Source organism: Anaerostipes rhamnosivorans (assembly GCF_005280655.1).
In the GTDB taxonomy this organism is placed as follows: domain Bacteria; phylum Bacillota; class Clostridia; order Lachnospirales; family Lachnospiraceae; genus Anaerostipes; species Anaerostipes rhamnosivorans.
In genome coordinates, this window is sequence record NZ_CP040058.1 from 584,331 (window position 1) to 602,789 (window position 18,459).

An 18,459-nucleotide genomic window follows, 5' to 3' on the forward strand; every position below is an offset into this window, starting at 1 on the left:
AGAGGGAGAGGTTCCAATCTCATCCGAAGCTGAAAGAACAGAAAAAGTAAATTCTACTGAAGTAGCGTCAAAGAAGCCAGTCAAGAAACAAGAAAAGAAAGCTGGAACAAAGAGGGCTCTGGCTGAGAATGGGCAGACTTTACTGGATGTGAGTAAAGGAAGTATAACGATCACAGAGAATGGAGCTGTCGGGGGCGGGTTGTCTGATAATGAGACGGAGTTAAATCCCAAAGGTTACTGGATCACAGGGACAACATCCTCTTATAGGGTTGTAGTTCAAAAGGGAGTAAGAACGCATCTTACACTGGATAATGTAAGTATAACCTGTAACACTTATGACTGTATTACTGTATCTCATGCATACGTGGTGATTACTTTGATCGGACACAATCTTTTGGATTGTAAAGACCCGAGAAGTGAGTCTCAAGGAGGATGTGCTATAGGGAAAGACGGAATGGATGGAGAACTTACGATTCAATGTCAGAAATCTGGAGAGAAGGGACATCAATGTAACGATACCTGTGGATCATTAGATGCAAAAGGACATAACTTGGATATTACCGCCATAGGCAGTACATGCAGAGGATTATACAGCGGAGTAGAAGAAATGGGATTTGCTAATTTTACAATAAGAGGCGGCAATATCGAAGCACAGGGAGGTGAGCATTCCTGTGGGATTGGTGCCGCCTGTGTATCCCAGATTCAAAGCGACGGTAAAGGATATGCAAAAAACATCAGGATTTCCGGAGGTAATATAAAAGCCACAGGAACCAATCACGGTTCTGGAATCGGAGGTGGATATGGAACAAAAGTAGAGGGGCTTTATATTACAGGAGGTAAGGTTGAAGCGGTCGGAGGTCCAAGTGCACCAGGTATCGGAGCATCATATAATGACGGCGCCTCTAAACAAACGATGGAACTAATTGATTTTAAGATCAGCGGCGGGGATACCATTGTCATTGCTGTAGGAGATGCGGCAACGAACATGCCCGGAATAGGATCTGCAGGAGGTCCGTCTTATGTGACAGACGCAGTTGTAGTCCCCGATTTTGGTTATCAGGGATACATTCAGGATGGGACTTCCCTGACAAACTATAGCTTTGTGGAGGGAACGCCCTTTAAAGAAAAAAAAGAGCTGAATGTCAGCAGATTTTATACGAAAGTATATTTTGGACCATTTCGTGACGCAAATGGTATCGAAGATTCCACCAAAGAGCAGATCGGAGCCAATCATGTAATCAGCCAGACCGGAGGGGAGGCTTTCACAGAGGAGCAGCTAAAGGGGCTTGCCATGGTGACAGGCAAACAGGAGAACGGTTCAGACTTTCCGTATGATGACTTAACCTATGTGGACAAAGAACAGCTGGAAGCTGTCAATAAAGCCAAGACAGCCGGAAAAACCGGAGAGTTTCCAGTAACCTTTACAACACCCAGCGGAACAACAGCTACAATCACCGTCTTTCTGAAAGATAAAGGAACGGATGCGGCGGAGATTCACCCGGAACAGATGGAACCGACTATAGCCGCTGATGACCATGTCACTGATTCAGGAGGGGATGCCTGGACAGATGAAGATGTCCAGAAGCTTTGTGATGTGAAAGGAAAAAATGAGCAGGGAGTCACCTATGATCAAAAGAATCTGACACCAGATGCGGATCAGCTGGCAGTGATCAATGAGAAAAAAACAGCCTCCATAGGAGGAAAGTTTGATTTGACCTTTACATCCCCATCAGGGAAAAAAGCTACAGTCCAGGTGACGCTAAAAGCTTACGATGAAACTACAGAGGAAAATGGAGAGATCATCAAGGGACGAAACATCATCAGCCAGACCGGAGGAGCTGCATTTACAGACGAGCAGCTGAAGGAGTTTTCCGGAGTTGTGGCATGGGATGACACTGCGGCTCCGATCGTAAGGGCGGATCTTGTCTTAACGGACCGGGCCCAGATCGAAGAGATCAATCAGGCAAAAACCGCGGGAAAGATCGGTGATTATCCGCTGACCATCGCAACTCCAAAGGGAACCCAGATCACCATCCATGTATATTTGAGAGACCAGGGCAGCAGCCACGAGGAAGGGGAAGAAGCCTCCAGCATCGGAGCCAACGGGTTCACAAAGCCAACGGGGGGAAAACTCTTCACAGAGGATGAGATCAAAGAGCTGTGCAAAGCGATGGGAAAAGATCCATATGGAAACAATGAGGTGCCATCCGCAGATGCAGAGCAGATGAAAAAGATCAACGATGCCAAAGATAACTACCGAACAGGCGAATTTCCGCTGACATTTACATTAAAGGATGGGACAAAGACTGTAGTCACCATAACCCTGACCGGGGTACATAAAGTGTCTTTTGACTCTGACGGAGGAGATTACCAGCCGGAAGACCAGATGGTCAACGGAGGAGAAAAGGCTTCAGAGCCGAGAGAGCCTAAACGGAACGGATATACTTTTGAGGGCTGGTATTACATCGATGAAAATGGAAAAGAAATAAAATGGGATTTTCAAACGCCTGTGAATGACAGCATGAGACTGAGAGCAAAGTGGAGCAGAGAGCCGGAGCCGACTTCGACAAAAGAAAAACCAACAACGGATAAGAAGCCTAAGCCAAAGAAAAAATCCTCACCTCAGAAGTGGAACTACAGAGAGATTACAGAAAAGAAAAGGCGGCGGGTTGCAAAAACAGGGGATGACAGCAGAATGTTATGGATACTTTTATGCCTGACAGGAGGAGTTGGAACAGCTGCCGGACTTTTCATTAGAAAGAGAAAATTGAAATCATAATTTTAGAAATCCAGGGTCAAAATAAAAATTTTGGCCCTGTTTGGTTCATCAGGGAACTAACCTTATCTGGAAATATATTCTCTTGAAAAGTAGAGGACAGTATATAGTACTTACAGAGAAATGTGGGGAGGAAAATAGATGAGAGAAGCAGATACGTGGAGTCAAATGATACTGGATGAATTGGATCATATGATTTATCTCACAGATATGGGCAGTTATCAGCTTTTGTACATCAACCAATTTGGCAAGCAGCTGCTGGGGATTGGTGATGAGACAGAATATCTCGGAAAAATGTGCTATCAGGTCCTGCAGGGATACAGTTCTCCGTGCAGCTTCTGCACCAACCATAAACTAAAAGAGCAAAGGGTTTATACGTGGCTGAACCATAATCAGATGCTGGACGAATATTTTGTGATCAAAGATAAGATTGTACATGAGAACGGAAGGGCTCTAAGGCTGGAGACCGCATATAATGTCACCAGTACAGAACAGGAAAAAGAAGAATTAAAGTTTAAACTGACCAATGAAGAGACATTGGTACACTGTATCCAGACATTAGGAGAATACGAAGACATGGATACCGCCATTCATGAACTGTTAAAGATCATCGCAGATTTCTATCATGGGGACTGTGCCTATATTTTTGAAGTCGATGACAACAGGCAAAATATAAAAAAGACATATGAATGGTGTACCGGGCAGGATCAATGCAGGGACAGGCAGATAATATCCAGAAAAAAAGCAGAAAAGTGGCTGAATCAACTCCAGGAAAAAGGAGAGTTTTACATTCCAAATCAGAACGGGGAATCTGCCGGGAGCGAGATTTTAAAACTTAGAGGTGCTGACAGTCTGGCGGCAGCTCCATTGGCAGAAAAGGGAGAGATCACTGGATTTATCGGTGTGGATAATCCTAAGATCAATACGCAGGGGCTTCTTCTGCTGAGATCCGTGGCCTCCTTTGTGTTGAATGATATCCAAAAGCGCAGGATGAAGAAAAAGTTTGAGCAGATGAGGTGTATCGACAGCCTGACAGGTTTGGAAAACCGGAATAAATATATGCAGGTTCTTCAGCAGATGGAAGATCAGCCAGTGAAAAACCTGGGAGTTGTATTCTTAAACTTGAATGGGCTGAAGGTGACCAATGATACTTACGGGCAGGCCTACGGAGACTGGCTGATTTACAGCACAGCAACAGCGCTGACTGGAATTTTCAAAGAGCACGTCTACCGGACCGGAGGAGATGAGTACGTGGTTCTCTGTACAGAGATATCCAGGGAAGATTTTGAGCGCAAGGTCTCAAAACTCAGGGGAAATATAGAACAAAACAAAGAGCTCAGCGTCTCCATAGGAGCAGTATGGGATTCCGGAAAACGGGGAATCCAGGAACAGATCGCCTATGCAGGTGAATTGATGTATATAGAAAAACAGATTTACTACAAAAGAAATCTGAATGTGGAATATAACCGTAGATCAGGGATCTCAAAATGCCTCATAAGAGATATAGAAAAGGGTTTGTTTGTGGTCTATCTCCAGCCGAAGGTGAAGATCGAGACCGGTCAGATCATAGGGGCAGAGGCATTGGTCAGAAAGCTTAGGCCGGACGGTACCCTGATCATGCCGGATAAATTTATACCTATGTATGAGATGGAAAATGCGATCCGCCATATCGATCTGTTTGTTCTGGAGGAGGTATGTAAGATCATCAGGCAGTGGAAACAGACAGCTGGATCTTCCCCGATGATATCGGTGAATCTTTCCAGAGTCACTTTGATGGAACCGGATATCGTCAACAGTATTCTGAAAGTTTGCCAAAGCCACCAGGTGGACCCGTCCAACATCTGTATCGAGATCACGGAAAGCTCTTCCAAGATCCAGCTGGAAGAGTTAAGCCGGCTGGCGGAGGAGATCATTACTGCGGGATTTAAAATATCCTTGGATGATTACGGAACCGAATATTCCAATCTGGCGATTCTGTCCGCTATAGATTTTAATGAGATCAAGCTGGACAAAAGTCTGATCGAAAGTCTGGAGACCAATGAAAAGTCCCAGGTTCTCGTCAAATATGTGATTCAGATGTGCAGGACATTAAACCATATGATCCCTATTGCCGAAGGAATTGAGACCGAAGGCCAGATCAATATTTTAAAGGATTTGGGCTGTTGCTGCGGACAGGGCTATTTCTTTTCAAAGCCGATCCCCATTCATGAATTTTCTAAAGCTTATATCCAGCCGGAGGCTAAAACTAGCTGACACTCTGGCTGTTATCATTTCTCCTTTCTTAAGACAGCAGGTTCTGTAGAGCCTGCTGTTTTGTTGTACACAGATACAAAATAAATTGACATTCAGGCACGGTTGATATAAAGTGAAAGTACATAATCACATATAAGTGAAAAAGTGTGCACATAGTTTGAAAGGGGAAAATAATGAGTGAAAGAATAAAAGCACTGAAACAGTATATCCAGGAGTTAAATGATCAGGGGGTGAGATCTACCTATCTTTACCAGTATGTAGCTGACTCATTGCGAAAGACAGAAAATGAGCCGGTTCAGATTAGAAGGGCAAAAGCATTTTCTGATGTGTTGGCTAAGGTAAGGTTGGAGGTTCTGCCCTATGAACTGATCGCAGGGAGTATGCTCGGCATGTGCCCGGTATACGGTGTCCAGATGACAAAAGAAGAGCAGGAACAAAAGTCCATACAGACGATCGAAACGTATTTAAAGAAAAAGAAGAGTGATGAGAATTTTGACGGATCCCTTAAGTTTGAGGAGGGCCATGCAAAAAGCTTTGAAGAAGATTTCACAAGTAAAAAAAGCCGGTGGTCTCTGATGTCCCGGGTCCACCATGACGCCAGTATTGAGTTTCGGGATCTTCAAGATCAGATCTCTTTGATGGAAAAAAGATATGAAGGCTGCGGGGAGATTGAACCGTATGAGATTGGACGGGAGCTGGAGCGGGCATTTAAGATTCCTTATAATGAAGAAGATAAGAAACTATACAGTGAACTTCCGTGGTTCGTAGGAAACCATTTGAATCTAAACTATGAAAAGGCATTAAAAAAAGGACTGTCAAAACTCAGGGAAGAGATCCTTGGCCGTTATGAGAGTGCCTCAGACGCAGACAGCTTAGAATTCTATCATGCAGCCCTCATCTCCATTGAGGCAGTGAGTACATTTATAAAAAGGTATGCGGATCAATTAGACCAATGCAGCAGAAAGAAATCTGTGGACCATAAACGAAGGAAGGAATTAGAAGCAATGGCGTCTGTGTGCCTTAAGATTTCAGAGCAGCCGGCAGACTCTTTCTGTGAAGCAATACAGCTGACATGGATGCTGCACATCATTGCGAATATCCAGGGCGGCTCAGCGTTATCCTTCGGCAGGCTGGATCAGTATTTATATCCGTTTTATGAAAATGACAGAAAACGGAATAAGATCACCCCTGATGAGGCAAAGGAGCTGCTGGGGTGTCTTTGGGTGAAGGTCAACGAGCCTAAAATGCGTACAGTCCAGAGCGTTACGCTGGGAGGGATCACACCGGATGGAACCGATGCGGTGAATGAATTGACCCGCCTTTGCCTGGAGACAGCAAGAGAGCTGAGTATGCCGTATCCGAATGTGGGACTCAGGGTAAACAGGCTGAATCCTGGCTGGATCTACGAGGAAGCTCTTGAGACTGTAAAAGCGGGATGCGGGCAGCCCATGCTGTTAAATGATGATATTTGGATCCCAAACATGATGGAGCTGGGATATACCCAGCAGCAGGCCAATGACTACTACAATATGGGCTGCGTGGAGATCATGGTCCCGGGGAAACAGCCCAACTGGGGAGTCACCGAGGCGATTGCATTTCCGGTGCTCATCGAGGAGGTCATGAGAAAGTGGGAAGCAGGAACAGTAAAAATACATACTTTTGAGGACTTTATGAAGGCTTACCTTCAGGAGCTGGATGCCGCTATCGAGGCAGACCGGCAGGAGGCGGCGGAGAAGAGCGCCAATATGGCTGGGAGGTGTTATGATCCGTTTTCTTCCATTTTCATTGACGGCTGTCTGGAGAGCGGAAAAGATATGCTGCAGAACGGCAGTGAGTGTCCGGTGCACTGGTCTGTGTATGCCTACGGCATCGGTACGGCGGCGGATTCTCTGTGCGCTGTGAAGAAATTTGTTTTTGAAAAAGGAACTGTGACACTGGAGCAATTAAACAAAGCATTAAAGGCTGATTTTGCAGGGTATGAAATGCTCCGGATTATGCTGGACCGCCAGACTCCGGCTTACGGCAACGGAATCGAAGAGGTGGACAGTATTGCAGATATGGTGCTCACCCATTTTTCAAAGGCGGTTCTAAAACTGAATAAACTTTCGGATCGGGATAAATTCGTCTCTACGCTCTTTGGCTATTTTTTTCATATTTATCACGGAGAGATCGCGGGGGCGACCCCAAATGGGAGACATAAAGGAGAACCGTTCAGTGATAGTATGGGGCCGGGACAGGGAAAAGATGCCAAGGGCCCTACCAGGCTGTTGAACTCAGTTGTACGTTTGGACAGCCAGTATGTCACAGGAGGATATGCACTGAATTTTAAACTGAATCCGTCCATTTTAAATGATCCTAAGGGGAAACAGGCGGTGGTCAGTCTGCTGAAGACCTATATTGCCTCCGGTGGTCCCCAGATCCAGGTTTACACAACCAATCTGGAGGACATAAAGGATGCCCAGATACATCCGGAAAAACACAGGGATCTGATCGTGCGGGTAGGCGGATACTGTGAGTTCTTTGTCAATCTGGACAGAGTTCTGCAGAATGAGATCATCAACCGGACAATGTACGGGGAAGGATAAAATATGAAAAAAGAAATCAAGGGACTGGTTTTTGGGATACAGCATTTTTCCATCCATGACGGTGAGGGAATCCGCAGCAATGTCTTTTTAAAAGGATGCCCTCTGCGGTGCCTTTGGTGCCATAATCCCGAAGGAATTTCCACCAGGATGGAACTGCAGTACTTTGAGAACCGCTGCCGCCGGTGCGGCAGGTGCAGGGAAGTATTCAAAGATTTAAAGGCAGTATCAGGAGAACCAGACAGCATAAAAGAAAGGTTTGCCGAAAACTGTCCGTACGGCGCTCTGGAGTTGGTGGGAAGTTATATGACAGCAGATGAGGTGCTTTATGAGGTGCGGGAGGATCAGGCGTTCTTTTGCACAAGCGGAGGGGGGATCACCCTGTCTGGGGGAGAGCCGATGATGCAGACAGACTTTGCCCTGGAATTGCTCAAGAAATCAAAAGAGGCAGGGTTATCGACGGCAATGGAGACCAGCGGTTATTCGGACCAGAAGAATTATGAACGGATATATCCTTATGTAGACGAGTTTTTATGGGACTTCAAAGAGACAGACAGAAGAAGGCATAAAGAATTGACAGGCGCAGATAACCGGAGGATCTTGGACAATTTAAAATTTCTCTGTGAAAAAGGCGCGTCTGTCACGCTGAGATGCCCGGTGATCCCAGGGGCTAATGATACCAAGGAGCACTTTCAGGGAATTGCAGATCTTCTGAACCGGATGGACGGCCTAAATGGCTGGGAGCTCATGCCCTATCACTGTCTGGGTACAGCAAAAGAGAAACGGCTGGGAGAGAGCAATGGAAGAGAATTCAGTGTTCCCTCCCAAGAAACGGTAAGTCAGTGGAAAGAAAAAATCATCAAGTATCAGCGGAAAGCTTAAGGCTGTTTTACAGCAGCAGGCGAACACCAGAATTAGTGTGAAAGAAATTATAGCCACATCAATGAAAAAGTGTGCATTTTGTCTTGACAGAAGGATTCGGGACCGATATAATAAGATCATAAAGAACATAATCACACATAGGTGAAATAATGAACAAAAGTGTATGTGAAAACAAAATAGGAGGGAATTATTTTGAAGGTTTACAGACAGGAAAAACTAAACCAGGATCTGCCGGGGATCATTTTGTTAAGCCACGGTCCGTTTGCGGTCTCACTGGTGGAAACAGCACAGATGATTTTTGGAGACAGTGAAAACATTGCTGCATTTTCTCTGGAAGCGGGGGACGACATTGACAAGTACAGGGAAGCTTTTGTGGACATGATAGAAAAGTTTCCAAAAGGCAGCCTGATCATGGTGGATCTGTTCGGGGGAACCCCGTGCAACCAGGTGATGAGATACATACAGGAGACAGGAAAGGTGCTGGAAGTTGCCGCGGGTATGAATTTACCGATGCTGATCAATGCGGTCATGTCCAGAGAAGAGCTTGCAGGAAAAGACTTCAGCACAGACACAGTGGAAAACGGGAAGAAGGGAATCTTCAGAATCGATGTGGAAGGATTCCTTCATGATGACGATGAAGATGAGTAATCATTCATAAGAATAGAAAAGGAGAGAGCTTATGGCAAAGAAATTAGCAGTGAGGGTGGATGACAGATTAATCCACGGACAGGTGGTAACTCAGTGGGTCAATGTCTTTAAGGCACAGCATATTGTCGTCATAGACAACAATGTGGCAAAAGACAAGATGCAGAAAAGTGTCTTAAAGTTTGCGGCACCCCCGGATATCAAAGTCAGTATTTTCTCTGTGGACAAAGCCGTGGAAGCCTGGGAGAAAAACCAGTTCGGTTCAAAAAATGTGTTTGTACTTTTCCGGGATGTAAAACAGATTGCCGAACTGCAGGAGAAGGGCGTGTCTTTTGAAGAGATCACCATCGGACAGATGGCCATTATCAATGACAGAAAGCAGATCTACAAACAGGTGGGACTGTCAGAGAGTGAGGCACAGACTTTATTTGACATCGAGAGGTCCGGAGTGAAACTGTACTTCCAGATGCAGCCTACGGATAAAAAGGAATCCTTGGAGATCATGAGAAAAACATTTCCGGATCTTAACTAATTTATTTACATAGGAGGAGAGAAACTATGACGATTACAATTTTACAGGCTGTGCTGCTTGGACTATTCTGCGGTATCGCAAAGTGCTGTGTTCCCTATACAGCTGGTGCTTTTATGTTCAACACGGTCATTTTCAACGCAGTGGTTGTGGGAGCGGTACTTGGAGACATGCCTCAGGCCATGATCATCGGGGCATCCCTGCAGCTGATCTACCTAGGGGTGATCTCAGCAGGCGGAAACCAGCCGTCAGATCCGTGTCTGGCAGCCTATATCGCGATCCCGGTGGCTATGGCTTCCGGACTGAATACAACAGCGGCAGTTGCCCTGGCTGTGCCAGTGGGACTGCTGGGAGCGCAGATCACCAACTTGATCTATTTGATGGCAGGATTCTTTGCGCAGAAGGGAGATAAGTTTGTATCGGAAGGAAATGCGGCGGGCATGACCAGATGGTCCGTTATCTATTGTGCAATCGCGAGGATCATCTGTTTCGGAGTTCCGGTGGCAGTGGCACTGTACTTCGGAAGCGGAGCCCTTCAGGGAGTATTGGACAATATACCGGCAGCAGTGACCAATGGTTTATCTGCCATGGGGGCATGCCTTCCGGCGGTTGGATTTGCTATCATCGCAAACCTGATCTCCAAACCAAAGTATATCCCTTTTTTCTTTGCAGGATTTTTCTTAATACAGTATACGAAAATCGGGACAATTCCTCTTTTGATGGTAGGAGGTTTCCTGACATTCCTCTATATCACGTTCAAAGCAAATGATTTTCAGGGAGAGCGGGATGAGGACGATGAAGACGATGACGATGAGGAAGAGGAGGCAGTGGAGAAACTGCTGAGCAAGAAGGACATCTTAAAATCATGGCTTATTTGGTGGTTTAGCGCGGAAACCTGCCACAGCTTTGAGAGAATGCAGGCTCCAAGCTTTTGTACATCCTTAGTTCCGGCACTGAAAAAGTTTTATCCGGGAGAAGAAAATAAACCCCGTTACATTGAAGCACTGAAAAGAAACATGACATTCTTTAACACAGAGGCACACTGGGGCGGCGGACCGATCCTGGGACTCACACTGGCACTGGAAGAAAAGAAATCCCGAAACTATGAGGCAATCCCAGGTGAGGTTATCATGAACCTGAAAACCGGACTGATGGGACCTCTGGCCGGTATCGGAGATACGATCTCATGGTCAACCCTGATGTACCTGCTCATCGGTTTATTCCTTCCGCTGGCGAAAAAAGGGAATCCGGCCGATCGTACTGTTGACGGTTATCTGCTTTGGAATCGGATATTTCCTGACACAGAAATGTTACACCTTCGGTTATTCTTTTGCTGAGAACATGCTGAAATCCGGTTTGGTCAACAAGATCATCGCAGGGGCCAGTATTTTAGGATTGTTTATGATGGGCGGACTCGCATCCACTTATGTGACAGTATCCACACCGGTGAAGTTCGTCACAAGTGCATATACCACAACCCTTCAGTCAATTTTTGATTCTATTATTCCGGGTCTGCTTCCGCTGATCGTAGTGCTCTGCGTATGGGGATACCTGTCTAAGGTGAAAAGAAATTATTTCGCGGCGACATTGGGGGTTACAATAGTCTCTTTAGTATTGGGATGCTTAGGAGTCATTATTTAATCCGACAGGGGATGAGTTATTCACCACTATTTCCGTCGCACTTTTGAAATGCGCTCCTCCAATAGTGGTAAATAACTTTCAAAAAGTGTCACCTTTGTTTTAACAGAAGCCCTTCTCCAGCAGACATTACGTCCATTTTCTACATGATTGGAGTGAGGCATTCTAAGAGCCGAACGGAAATCATGTGGAAAATGTCATACCACAGGGCACACCGTATTTTATGCCCTTTCAGGGCTTGGCGCGCTCTGCGCGATAAGGTATACTAGATTTATAGATTTTAAGCAGAAAGGCGTGGGCAAATTGAGAGAAGAAAGATTCATCATTAAAGTGGTAGAGATGCACTATAAACAGGGAATGTCACAGCTGGAGATAGGAAAAAAGCTGAATGTTTCGAGGACAACTATATCAAGGACCCTGGCACAGGCCAGAAAAGAAGGATATGTACAGATCAAGATCAACTATCCAGAAGGGGCCATGACAAGTACAGAGACGATCCTGGAACAGAAGTTTAATTTAAAAGAGGCAGTGATCGCCTGTGTAAAAGATGGTGATGACCTCAGTGATGAAATTGCTTTTTACGCTTCCGACTATATATTGAGAACATTGAAAAATCATATGACACTGGCCCTGACACGGGGGGTTACCCTTCAGAAGACGGTAGAGTGCCTGGCAAAGGACGTGAGATTAAGATTCCTCAAGGTGGACGATGTAAATGTTGTGCCGCTGATGGCGACCACCAACATTCCGCCCACTGCGGAGAAATCCTACCGGCTGGCTTATTCCAATTACCTGATCGATGAGGTGGCAAGGATCATCAACGGCAATGGCTACCAGCTTCTGGCGCCTCAGTATGTGACTTCATCGGAGGTGAAAGAGCATTTTCTCAATGAAGCCAGTGTAAAAGAGGTGCTGGACCTGGCAAAATCTGCAGATGTCGCAGTGATGGGAATCGGAACCGTCAACCAGAATTCCGCCATCATCAATGCGAAGCTCATACCAGTGGAAGAATTTGAGCGGATGCAGGAAAAGGGCGGTACCGGAGAGATCCTCTCCCATGTGATCAACAAAGACGGCAATCTGATCGAAGACGATTTTGAGGGCAGGCTGATCAGTTTAAGCCTGGAGGACCTTAAAAAGATACCGATCCGCGTTGGTGTGGCATATGGCATGGAGAAGAAGGATGCGATCTTAAGTGTCTTAAAAGGCCAGCTGATCAACGTTCTTATCACAGATGATAATGTGGCGGAGTATCTGGCAAAAGTAAAACTTTAAACTATAAAATCCCAAAGGAAAATGTTCTTTGGGATTTTTTCTTTTTTATAAGGAAAGGCAGAAAAATGGAGAAGTATATCAAACATAAGATGGAAGAGAACAGACCCCACGCGTTTGAGAAAAAAGTCATGGAGAGGGAAATGGCAAAGGGAGAGCCGAGGGTGGCAATGTTTTACCAGAAAAACCAGATCCCGGCGGAGGATCTGGATCTGGCGGTTTTAAGGACAGAGATGAAAAGAGAAGGAGAGGATATCACAACCAGTGAGATCCAGGAGATCTCTAAGATCATTAAAGTAAAAGACCATATGATCAACATCCACATATACCGGGGAAAGGACACTGGGAAGAAAAAGAATGCAGTGTTGTTTATCCACGGAGGGGCCTTTTTTGGTGGGGATGTAAAGACCAAAAGCAACCAGTGCAGGTACCTGGCAGAGCAGGCGGAGGCAGTGGTGATCTCTCCGGAATACCGTTTGGCGCCGGAGACACCGTTTCCAGGCCCGGTGGAGGATGTGATGGGGACTCTGGACTGGATGACAGAACATACGGAAGAGTTAAAGATCAACGGGGATAAGATCGCTGTCATGGGAGAGAGCGCCGGGGGGACACTGGCTGCCAACTGCTGTCTGCGGGATGAAAAGAAGAGAATCGGGCTTGCTGTCTATATCTATGGGGCACTGGACCTGACTCCAGCGGAGAAGACACCGTATCAATGGGATTATTCAAAGTATGAGATGGATGAAAAACAGAAGGATTACATCATGAACCGGCTGTTCCGTTTTAAAGAACTGACAGATTATATGGAAGAATTATATGTGCAGAATGGTTATTCCACAAAGGATGGAGACGTGTCACCGCTCTATGCCGAAGATTTATCGAGAATGCCCAAGACCCTGATGGTTGAGGCTGAATTCGATTACTTTAAGATATGCAATGAAGAGTTTGTCAAACGGCTCACGAAAGCGGGCAAGGATACAGAAGTGATCTTGTATGAAGGACTGGACCACGGTTTTTTTGACCGCCTTGGATCATTGCCACAGGCGCAGGACTGTATCGACGAGATCGCCCAAAGAGTCAAAGCAATGTAAAAAAAGGCCTCTCATATTTGAGGGGCCTGCCTGCTTTCTTAGAGCTCTTTCCGGTCATAAGTTCCTTTGATACCCAGCTGTTCCCGGTACTTTGCAACGGTCCGTCTGGAGATGGAAATGCCCTTTTCTTTCAGAAGGGTACAGAGCTTTTGGTCGCTGTATGGTTTCCGTGGATCTTCTGATGCCACTAATTGTTTCAGGACCGTTTTGATATCTGTACTGCTGACGGAAGCGCCGGAGCAGGGAGACGCGCCGGTAAACAGTGACCTCATGGAGACAACGCCGCATGGAAACTGAAGGTATTTTCCTTTGATGCCGCGGCTTACCGTGGACACATGCATTTCAATATCCTCCGCCACGTCGTTCATGGTCATGGGCTTTAAGCAGCCGTGGTTCAGAAAGAAATCAGGCTGTCTTTTCAGAAGGGCTTCTGTGATCTTTAAGATTGTATGCCTGCGCTGCTCAATGCTGGCCATGAGAAAACGGCATCGCTCATATTTCTTTTGGAAATATTCCTTCAGCTCAGGGTCTTTAGTATCCTTGAGCATCTTTATGTAGTAATCATTCAGTGAATAATTTCCCACCCAGTCATCGTTCAGCTGGATCTCCCACTGGTCTTCCTGGACAGAGACAATGATATCCGGGGTGATGTACTCGGTTTTTGCAGTGGAAAACCCCTGCAGCGGCTTGGAGTTCAGATTCCGGATGATGGCAATGTTTTTCCGCACATCGGCTGTGCAGATCTTCAGGCTCCTTGAAATGGTGCTGATATGTCCAAGGGCTATGTCATCCAGATGATTCTTAATGATCTGCTCCAGGATTTCTGTCTTTTTCCCTTGGATGTCCAGCTGCTTTAACAGGCACTGGGACAGATCCCTGGAAAAAATGCCGGCGGGCTCCAGGTCGGAGAGTACCTCATAGCACCGTTTGATCTCCTTTTCAGGGATTGTGAGCAGAGTAGAAAGCTCGTGAAAAGAGATACGGAAAAAACCGCCGGAGTCCAGACAGTCAATCATAAACTTCATAGTCTGCCATTCAGCTGACGAAAAATCATTTTGGTTCAGCTGGTCCAAAAGAAAGGTTTTTACCTCCTCCGTATTTTCGGCCGGAATATCAAATGCCTGGCTGTCGGAAACGGGAGCACAAGAAGAAGGAGGGGAATAGTCCAGGATTGGATTTTCTATGTATTCATTCTGAAGGAACTCAGATAGCTCCCCGTTGTCCAGCGACAAGATATTCAGGGACTGGATCTGAGACTGGGAAAGTTGCTGCTTTTGGTTCAGTTCCAGGTTTGTGCGGTATGACGTATCCAAAAGAAATCCCTCCTTTTCTAATATGGGATCTAAAAAAGTTAAAAAGAGTCACGGGGTAATGGAGCTTGTTCCAGGAGCAGGTTGCAGTATTTCATCTGGTCCTTGGCATTTTCGAGGGCAGTTTTCACGGCCGTTGTTGTGTCAGGGGCATCCAGGACAGAAACCAGCTCGAACAGGAGCGGGAGATTGACACCAGAGACCAGGTGGATCTTCTTACTTGCCAGATACTTCATGAATTCGTTGTTGACACTTCCTCCAAAGATATCCGTGGCTACGATCAGTTCCTCATCTGGGGAGAGTTCCTCCATGATCTTTCTGACGGGCGTCTCCACCTCTGTCATGTCTTCCGTGTAAGCACATAGGGTGCAGACAGCGTCCTGAGTGCCGGTCACAAGTTCCATTGCGTTTTTAATACCTTCAGCAAATGTGCTGTGGGTTGCGATCAATAATTTTTTTTTCATCTTTGTCACCTCTTAGAATTGATTGTATACAGTCTGGGCATCATGCTGACTTACATCATGATATATAGCAAATTTCGTGCCAAACTATAGTGTCAAAGCAGAGGCATCTTTTCATTATTATATCACGATTGACAAATGAAAAGAAGCTGGCATAATGAAGACAAAAGTGAAGATTTTAAAATGCCATTTGAGGGAGAGGGATCATGTTAAAAGATAAACTGTTATCTTATATTAAAGAAAAGACCAGAGAGATTGACTTTCAGGCTGTGGATAACTCCTGTACTGCCGATGCGATGTCGGGGATTTTCGGTGTCAAACGAAACACCGTAAGCCATTATTTAAACCAGGAACTGGGGAAAAGCCTGTTTAAAGTCAACACAAGGCCGGTGCTTTTTTTCAGTGTCAAAGAGTTCGAACAACGGTTTTTTCCGGTTGAGAAATCTGTTTACGTCAGCTTGGATGAGCTGTTTGAACAAAAAAAGACCCAGAATCAGGATCAGGTAAGAGGTGAAAAAGATCCTCTGGATCGTATGATCGGAGCCAGGGGAAGTCTGAAAAAAGCGGTGGAGCAAATCAAGACATCGGTATTTTATCCGAACACCAGCCTGCCGATTTTTCTTCACGGGGACACCGGCGCGGGAAAGAGCTATATGGCCCGGCAGATCTATGAATTTTCTGTCTGCCATAAGGTACTTCCTGAGGGTGCGCCGTTTATCACTTTAAACTGTGCCCAGTATGCAAACAACGTGGAACTGCTGTCCAGCAGTCTGTTCGGCTATGTAAAAGGGGCCTTCACAGGAGCCTATGGAACCACAAAGGGTCTTTTGGAGGCAGCGGACGGGGGAATGCTGTTTCTGGATGAAGTGCACCGACTGAACAATGAAAGCCAGGAAAAGCTGTTTATCTTTCTGGATCAGGGAATCTTTCGCCGGATGGGAGAAAATGAGGGGTGGCATAAAGCTGACGTGCGCATTGTTATGGCCACCACAGAAGATTTGGATTCCAATTTCCTTGACACGTTTCTTAGGCGTGTGCCTATTGTAGTAGAAATCCCCGACCTGACAGAACGGGGTATCCGGGAGAGGCTGCAGTTCATTTATCAGTTTTTTATCCGGGAGAGCCAGGTGCTGGACCGGAGCCTTGCTGTCTCTGGAAATGTCCTGGACGCACTGGCCGGACACATGTTTAAGGGGAACGTAGGGGAGCTTCAGAATACGATCAAGTACCTGTGTGCCACCATTTACGCAAAGGATCAGGAGCGGGATGTGATCCCCGTCCGTCTGGCAGATCTGCCGGATGAGATACTCTCGGAGATCGCCCAAAGTGACGAGAGCAAAATAAAAAAGAGCCAAGAGGTCTTGATCACGCCGGTTTCTGCGGCGGAGACAATCTCGCCCGCAGAGACGGAGGAGTCCAGGTATTACCAGGAGCTGTTTGAGAAGCTTTCTTCCATTTATGAAGAGTTCCAAAGCCAGGGCTATGAGGCGGAACAGTTTGAGAAACGCTGTTTCCATGCGGTCAATGATATGCTGGACCGTTTGATCTACCAGCAGAGTTCGGAGTCGGACACTATGATGATGCGCTATGTGATTAGCAGCGTACACGAGGCGTTTCGCTATGTGGAGTACAGCACCAATGTGCGGTTCGGAGGGAATGTTCTGCATGCAGCAGCCGCTTATTTTTTCTATTTAAACAGCCATCCTTCGGAATATGAGTCTGAGAAAAAGATATCGGAAGAATTCCTTACCTATGCCGCAGGCCATTACAAACAGGAGACACACCTGGTAAAACGGATGATGGAACTGTTGTCCGCCAAAATGGATCTGAACGTGACAGAGGCAGAATTGTTGCCGCTGGTTCTTTATTTTAAGAGTTTGAACGTAAGATCGGCGGAAAACAGGACCCGGGCCGTCATCCTGGCCCACGGCTACGCCACAGCCAGCAGTATCGCCAACGTGGCAAACCGGCTTTTGGAAGAAGTGATCTTTGAGGCGGTGGATATGCCTATTGATAAGAAGATGGAAGACATTGTCCGGTGGATGAAGGAATATATTGAGTTTCACGATATCAGCAGCGGAATTTTACTTCTGGTGGATACAGGTTCCTTGATGGATATTTATGAGGAACTCAGTGACGTGCTCCGAGTGCCGGCAGCCATTGTCAACAATATTTCCACTCAGATGGCGGTCAATGCAGGGCAGATGGTGAAGCAGAGGTACCACCTGGAGGACATCATATCCAGGCTGGAAAAATACAATCAGACAGAGTACCAGCTGATCTACCCAAAGGTGGATAAACAGAAGGTTTTACTGACGTGCTGTCTTACCGGGACCGGGACAGCGGAGCAGATCAGAGGCCTGATCGATGATAGTATCCCGGACGACATTGACATTAGTGTTATCTCCTATGACTATGACCAGCTAAACAATCAGTCCACGGCTGATGCGCTTTTGGACAGTTATGATATTCTGGGGGTGATCGGCACGGTAAACCCGCAGCTTTCCGGCGTTGAGTTCATACCATTGGAGGAAGTGGTTTCAGGTGCGGCGGACAGGAAGATGGAGAAGATCCTGGCTCCGGCTGTCCCGGAAGGCAGGATCGGTGAGATCAACGACCATCTGGTCAGGAACTTTTCTGTGCGCCAGCTGATCGGATCCCTGACAATCCTGGATACAGACAAGATCATGAACCATATCGAAGAATGTCTGAAAAAATATGAAGTCATGACGGGACAGCCTCTGGCCAACAGTACAAAGATCAATCTTTTTATCCATGTGGGGTGCTTGGCGGAGCGTCTCATACGGAGAAGCCCGATTGAAGATTATCCCTGTCTGTCAGACCTTGAGGAACAGCATACAGAGGAGATCGCAAAGATACGGAGTGCTTTTAGTGGGATAGAAGATACCTATAGTGTCAAAATCCCACTGTCCGAGATCGGATATATTTATGATATTATAAACGGAATTTAAGAAAAACAGCTGGTTCCCGGTGATAAAGACAAAAGCGTGACACTAAGT

11 protein-coding genes and 1 pseudogene are annotated in these 18,459 nt (G+C 46.2%); 10 read left to right on the plus strand and 2 right to left on the minus strand.

The genetic code is table 11. The annotated features are described in order from the left end of the window. Positions 1-148: 148 nt before the first annotated feature. The 9 genes and pseudogenes from AR1Y2_RS02920 (at position 149) to AR1Y2_RS02960 (ending at position 13,668) form a co-directional block, all read left to right on the plus strand. Positions 149-2,779 carry an InlB B-repeat-containing protein gene (locus AR1Y2_RS02920; RefSeq protein ID WP_243118835.1) on the plus strand — a complete coding sequence of 877 codons (2,631 nt, stop codon included), beginning with the start codon at positions 149-151 and terminating at the stop codon, positions 2,777-2,779. Positions 2,780-2,917: 138 nt separating this feature from the next. Further along, positions 2,918-5,029 carry a sensor domain-containing phosphodiesterase gene (locus tag AR1Y2_RS17965; RefSeq protein WP_243118836.1) on the plus strand — a complete coding sequence of 704 codons (2,112 nt, stop codon included), beginning with the start codon at positions 2,918-2,920 and terminating at the stop codon, positions 5,027-5,029. A gap of 173 nt (positions 5,030-5,202) precedes the next feature. Further along, positions 5,203-7,614 (plus strand): pyruvate formate lyase family protein, encoded by a 2,412-nt coding sequence (locus AR1Y2_RS02930; RefSeq protein ID WP_137327621.1) that lies wholly within the window; start codon positions 5,203-5,205, stop codon positions 7,612-7,614. A gap of 3 nt (positions 7,615-7,617) precedes the next feature. After that, a complete protein-coding gene (locus AR1Y2_RS02935; RefSeq protein WP_137327622.1) occupies positions 7,618-8,493 on the plus strand; it encodes a glycyl-radical enzyme activating protein in 876 nt (291 codons plus the stop codon). Between the two features lie 192 nt (positions 8,494-8,685). Continuing rightward, a complete protein-coding gene (locus AR1Y2_RS02940) occupies positions 8,686-9,141 on the plus strand; it encodes a PTS sugar transporter subunit IIA (protein ID WP_137327623.1) in 456 nt (151 codons plus the stop codon). A 31-nt stretch (positions 9,142-9,172) separates the two neighbouring features. After that, entirely contained in the window at positions 9,173-9,670 is a 498-nt protein-coding gene (locus tag AR1Y2_RS02945; RefSeq protein WP_137327624.1) for a PTS sugar transporter subunit IIB, read from the plus strand. Between the two features lie 26 nt (positions 9,671-9,696). Beyond that, positions 9,697-11,308: pseudogene (locus tag AR1Y2_RS02950) on the plus strand (PTS system mannose/fructose/sorbose family transporter subunit IID). A gap of 291 nt (positions 11,309-11,599) precedes the next feature. Next, positions 11,600-12,580, plus strand: a complete 981-nt coding sequence (locus tag AR1Y2_RS02955) for a sugar-binding transcriptional regulator (protein ID WP_175403574.1) — start codon at positions 11,600-11,602, stop codon at positions 12,578-12,580. Between the two features lie 65 nt (positions 12,581-12,645). After that, entirely contained in the window at positions 12,646-13,668 is a 1,023-nt protein-coding gene (locus AR1Y2_RS02960) for an alpha/beta hydrolase (RefSeq protein WP_137327625.1), read from the plus strand. Between the two features lie 38 nt (positions 13,669-13,706). Here the strand turns inward: AR1Y2_RS02960 and rpoN are convergent, their stop codons facing one another. Both rpoN and AR1Y2_RS02970 read right to left on the minus strand, forming a co-directional pair. Beyond that, positions 13,707-14,981, minus strand: a complete 1,275-nt coding sequence (gene rpoN / locus AR1Y2_RS02965; RefSeq protein WP_137327626.1) for an RNA polymerase factor sigma-54 — start codon at positions 14,979-14,981, stop codon at positions 13,707-13,709. Between the two features lie 38 nt (positions 14,982-15,019). Beyond that, on the minus strand, positions 15,020-15,442 hold the full coding sequence (locus tag AR1Y2_RS02970; RefSeq protein ID WP_137327627.1) for a PTS sugar transporter subunit IIA: 423 nt from the start codon (positions 15,440-15,442) through the stop codon (positions 15,020-15,022). Positions 15,443-15,645: 203 nt separating this feature from the next. Between AR1Y2_RS02970 and AR1Y2_RS02975 the strand changes: the two genes are divergently transcribed. Continuing rightward, positions 15,646-18,411 (plus strand): sigma 54-interacting transcriptional regulator, encoded by a 2,766-nt coding sequence (locus AR1Y2_RS02975; RefSeq protein ID WP_137327628.1) that lies wholly within the window; start codon positions 15,646-15,648, stop codon positions 18,409-18,411. The last annotated feature ends 48 nt before the right edge of the window (positions 18,412-18,459 follow it).

Bases quoted from the DNA above. Each gene is read 5' to 3' on its own strand.
- AR1Y2_RS17965 (WP_243118836.1), top strand. From the start codon at position 2,918: ATGAGAGAAGCAGATACGTGGAGTCAAATGATACTGGATGAATTGGAT.
- AR1Y2_RS02930 (WP_137327621.1), top strand. From the start codon at position 5,203: ATGAGTGAAAGAATAAAAGCACTGAAACAGTATATCCAGGAGTTAAAT.
- AR1Y2_RS02935 (WP_137327622.1), top strand. From the start codon at position 7,618: ATGAAAAAAGAAATCAAGGGACTGGTTTTTGGGATACAGCATTTTTCC.
- AR1Y2_RS02945 (WP_137327624.1), top strand. From the start codon at position 9,173: ATGGCAAAGAAATTAGCAGTGAGGGTGGATGACAGATTAATCCACGGA.
- AR1Y2_RS02960 (WP_137327625.1), top strand. From the start codon at position 12,646: ATGGAGAAGTATATCAAACATAAGATGGAAGAGAACAGACCCCACGCG.
- AR1Y2_RS02970 (WP_137327627.1), bottom strand. From the start codon at position 15,442: ATGAAAAAAAAATTATTGATCGCAACCCACAGCACATTTGCTGAAGGT.
- AR1Y2_RS02975 (WP_137327628.1), top strand. From the start codon at position 15,646: ATGTTAAAAGATAAACTGTTATCTTATATTAAAGAAAAGACCAGAGAG.